This window comes from Actinomycetota bacterium, from assembly GCA_005774595.1.
In the GTDB taxonomy this organism is placed as follows: domain Bacteria; phylum Actinomycetota; class Coriobacteriia; order Anaerosomatales; family D1FN1-002; genus D1FN1-002.
The window spans coordinates 1-2,227 of the sequence record VAUM01000314.1; the positions used below are offsets into that span (position 1 = coordinate 1).

Here is a 2,227-nt window from a genome sequence, read left to right on the forward strand (position 1 = left end):
CCGCGTGCCTCCGCTTCCGCGCGCGGTCGCTGGTCGGCATGGGCGCACGCGCAGAGGTGCTCGTGTACCTGTGGACGCATGAGTGGGCGCACGGGCGGCTCATCGCGGAGCGGGCGGCCTACAACCAGGCCGTCGTCGCAGACTACCTCTCCGCGCTGGCCGAAGCCCGCCTCGCCGACCATCGACCCGACGGCCGCAGGACACTCTACCGCCTGACCGGCGCGCTGCGCTCAGCCGCGGGTGACACGCCGCCCATGTACGTCGACTGGGTCCGGGCCTGGCCCGCGCTGACGGCGCTGCTCGCCGCCCTCGACCCCGGGGACGTGACGGACGATGCCATCTGGCTTCGCGTGGCACGCGTGCTCGTAGAACAGGCTGCGGGCTTGGGCACCGAGGGCCTCGATGTCCACGTGCCCGACTTGGCCGGATGGGCGCGGTCGGGCTCAGAGCCCCTCGTCGAGGTTGTCGAAGCCGTCGTCACCGCGGTGCAGGGGCTCGCCGGGTAGGCCCCCCGCCTGCGCCTACCCCGCCTCGTCGAGCGCCTCGGAGAACTGCGAGTTGTACAGGTCCGCGTAGAAGCCGCCCGCGGCCATCAGCGTCTCGTGGTCCCCGGTCTCGATGATGCGACCGTGATCCATCACGATGATCGTCTCGGCGCCCTTGATGGTCGACAGCCGGTGCGCGATGACGAAGCTCGTCCGGCCCTCCATCAGCCGCGCCATCGCGCGCTGGATCAGCACCTCGGTGCGGGTGTCGACCGAGCTCGTGGCCTCGTCGAGGATGAGGATCTCGGGATCGGCGAGGAACGCGCGCGCGATTGTGAGCAGCTGCTTCTCGCCGGCCGAGACGTTGGTCGCGTCGTCGTCGAGGCGCGTGTCGTAACCGTCGGGCAGCGTGCGCACGAAGTGGTCGACGTGCGCCGCCTCGGCGGCCGCGACGATCTCGGCCTCGGTCGCGCCGGTGCGCCCGTACGCGATGTTCTCGCGGATGGTCCCGCCGAACAGCCACGTGTCCTGCAGCACCATGCCGAACACGCCGCGCAGGTCGTCGCGGGTCATCTCTCGCGTGTCCACGCCGTCGAGGCGGATCGCGCCGCCGTCGATCTCGTAGAAGCGCATGAGCAGATTGACCAGCGTGGTCTTGCCCGCGCCGGTCGGCCCGACGATCGCCACCGTCTGCCCCGGCTCCACGTCCAACGACAGGTCCTCGATGAGCGGCTCGTCGGGCAGGTAGCGGAACGACACGTGGTCGAGCTCGACGTGCCCTGCGACCTTCGCGAGCCGCACCGGGCTCGCGGTGTCAGGTCTTTGCTCGGCCTCGTCGAGCAGCTCGAAGACGCGCTCGGCGCTCGCCACCGACGACTGGAGCACGTTCATGATGCTCGCGAGCTGGGTGATCGGCCACGTGAACGAGCGCGAGTACTGGATGAACGCCTGCACATCGCCCAGCGTCATCGTGCCCGACGCGACCTTCATCCCACCGATGACGGCCACCGCGACATAGTTCAGGTTGCCGAGGAAGTTCATCGACGGCTGGATGATGCCCGAGATGAACTGCGCCTTGAACGCCGCACGGAACAGCTTCTCGTTCTCGACGTCGAATCTAGCCTCGGCATCGGCCTCGCGCCCGAACACCTTCACGATGTTGCGCCCCGTGTGCGTCTCCTCGATGTGGCCGTTGAGCGTCCCGGTGTGCTCCCACTGCAGCGCGAACTGCTTCTGCGAGCGCTTCGCGATCTGCATGGTCACCACCACCGACAGCGGCACGACGAGCAGCGAGATGACCGCGAGCAGCCAGCTGATCGAGAACATCATCACGAGCGTGCCGGCGACCGTGAGCAGCGCTGTCGTGATCTGCGTCAAGGCCTGCTGCAGCGTCTGCGCGATGTTGTCGATGTCGTTGGTCACGCGGCTGAGGATGTCGCCGCGCGCATGGGAGTCGAAGTAGCGCAGCGGCAGGCGCGAGAGCTTCGCGTCCACCTCGTTGCGCAGGTCGTACACGATGCCCTGCGAGATGCCCACTGTCAGGTACTGCTGCAGGTAGCCGAAGAGCGCCGATGCGAGGTACATCGCGATCAGCAGCAGGAGGATCCGCCCGACCGCCTCGAAGTCCACGGCGCCGCCGAGCTTCACGTCCATCTTGGCGAGCATGTCGGCGTACGTGTCCTGGCCCTTGGCGCGCATCCCCGAGATCAGCTGGTCCTTCGTGACGCTCTCCACCGGCACGC

General features: G+C 68.3%; 2 protein-coding genes. One reads left to right on the forward strand and one right to left on the reverse strand.

Annotated features, from left to right (window positions below):
• Positions 1–38 precede the first annotated feature (38 nt).
• Positions 39–506 carry a hypothetical protein gene (locus tag FDZ70_09535; GenBank protein ID TLM69743.1) on the forward strand — a complete coding sequence of 156 codons (468 nt, stop codon included), beginning with the start codon at positions 39–41 and terminating at the stop codon, positions 504–506.
• A gap of 15 nt (positions 507–521) precedes the next feature.
• On the opposite strand, the gene FDZ70_09540 is transcribed toward FDZ70_09535, so the two are convergent.
• On the reverse strand, positions 522–2,227 hold a 1,706-nt coding region (locus tag FDZ70_09540), incomplete at its 5' end, for an ABC transporter ATP-binding protein (protein TLM69744.1).

Coding starts and splice junctions, on each gene's coding strand:
- FDZ70_09535 (TLM69743.1), top strand. CDS start 39: ATGGGCGCACGCGCAGAGGTGCTCGTGTACCTGTGGACGCATGAGTGG.